The 1,986-nt window shown below is 45.5% G+C and carries 2 protein-coding genes; one reads left to right on the forward strand and one right to left on the reverse strand.

All coding sequences use genetic code 11. From position 1 onward, the window contains the following. Positions 1–76: 76 nt before the first annotated feature. On the forward strand, positions 77–1,210 hold the full coding sequence (locus tag MOMUL_RS15085) for an Ldh family oxidoreductase (RefSeq protein WP_062286222.1): 1,134 nt from the start codon (positions 77–79) through the stop codon (positions 1,208–1,210). 351 nt (positions 1,211–1,561) lie between these two features. On the opposite strand, the gene MOMUL_RS15090 is transcribed toward MOMUL_RS15085, so the two are convergent. Next, on the reverse strand, positions 1,562–1,986 hold a 425-nt coding region (locus MOMUL_RS15090; RefSeq protein WP_153018429.1), incomplete at its 5' end, for an IS66 family transposase.

The raw sequence follows: 1,986 nt of genomic DNA on the forward strand, positions 1-1,986 counted from the left end.
AGCCCTTGAACTTGCTGGTTTCGGCAAGGAAATTTACCTTTTCCCACCCCGCGGTGGTGGGTAGGAGTATTTTTTAGTGCTCCAAGTAAACATTGGTAATTATATCCAAAGGTGCGGAATGTGGGATTTAACTATATTAAATGGGGGTATATTGTTTATGACCAGTTCCTTAGAGACGAAACGGTTCGATTACTTGCGGCTAAAGAAATTTTGTGTAGAAATTATAGAAAAAGTTGGCGTTTCTAAAGAGGGGGCAGAGATTGTTGGTAGCTCTTTAGTTAGGGCCAATCTTCGCGGGGTGGATTCCCATGGAATTCAGCGCTTGCCGATATATACTCAAAGAGTTAAGGAAGGTTTAATTAATTCCCGGGCTGAAATCAGACTGCTGAGGGACAATTATGCTTCTGTTTTGATAGATGGGGGAAACGGTTTTGGCCAGATAGTTGCTCATAAAGCAATGCAGGAATGTGTTAACAGAGCCCTTAAATACGGCGTCGGAGTAGCCGGTGTAGCCAACAGCCATAATTTTGGAGCAGGTGCCTTAGTAGCTATGGAGGCTCTTAAGTATGACATGATTGGTGTTGTTGTTAGTAATGCCGCCCCTACCCTGCCACCGTGGGGAGGCACATCGTTGACCCTGGGAACCAACCCCCTGGCCGTAGCAATACCCACCAAAATGGAATTTCCAATTGTATTGGACATGGCAACTTCTGTAGTGGCTAGAGATAAAATAACCTTATACAAAAAAATGGGGAAAAAGATACCACTGGGTTGGGCTTTAACTAAAGATGGGCGTCCAACGGAAGATCCACAAGAAGCTTTAGAAGGTATCTTATTATCAATTGGAGGTCCTAAGGGATATGGGCTGGCTTTAGTAATTGATATTTTAGCTGGTGTGATGACTGGTGCTGCCTTTGGTAAGGATGTTGGCATGCTATATGATATGTCTCGCCCCTCAGCTGTTGGCAATTTTATGATGGCAATTAACATATCAAGCTTCATGGAAGTGGATGTTTTTAAAGAAAGGCTTGAAAGATTATGTGCCCAAATTAAAGCCTCTGAGTTACTTCCCGGTGTAAATGAAGTGTTCTTACCAGGGGAAATTGAATACCGTGAGGAGCAAGATAGAATGAAAAACGGAATACCTATTGGTGGCGATGTATTAAAGGACTTAGAGAAATTATCTAGTGAATATCATGTTTCTCTTTAAAGATGGTGGTTATTGGTATGGTCACAACCATCGGCTTTGCAGGTCAGGCATGAAAGATTAAATTCAAAATAGCCGGCTCCCGGAGAAAGGGGGTGCCGGTTTTTTTAACTGCGGCAAGAGACTAATCGGGGGCTCTTTCGACCCCGGCGGCTGTTACTAAGTAAGCGTAAAATAACCCCCACCTTGTATACTGTCTCCAGCCGAATTTTTATTGGCATTACATGAAACTACCAGTAATTGATGCCAGTTAATCCGTGCTGTTTGTTCCCGGATACCCTGGCAAAAACCCCTAAGGAGCGTAAGCGTAAAATAACCCCCACCTTTGCATCTGAGGTGGGGGCTAAAACAAGCTTAATTATTCATCCGGCAAATAGGAGGCAAAGTTTCCGACCACGGCAGGAGTTGATCCAGGGCATTTTTGTCCTGGAGGTCCAGGTTGGGAAGTTTTTCGAAGAGGTAAATGAGATAGTGGAAGGAATTTAACCCGTTTTCCTTGGCCGTTTCTATGATGCTGTAGGTAATGGCGCTGGCTTTAGCACCACGCTGGGTGTTGGCAAATAACCAGTTCTTACGGCCGATGACGAACGGCTTGATCGAGCGCTCGCTGCGGTTGTTGTCGAGTTCCAGACGCCCGTCTTGCAAGAAGGCGACGAGTTTATCCCACTGGCCCAGGCAATAGTAAATCGCCTGCCCAAAGGAACTTTTGGGCAGTACCCGGGCTTTTTGGTTTTTAAGCCACGCCAAAAAGGCGTCCAGCACGGGCCGGCTGCGCACCT

This window comes from Moorella mulderi DSM 14980, assembly GCF_001594015.1.
Taxonomy (GTDB): domain Bacteria; phylum Bacillota; class DSM-521; order Neomoorellales; family Neomoorellaceae; genus Neomoorella; species Neomoorella mulderi.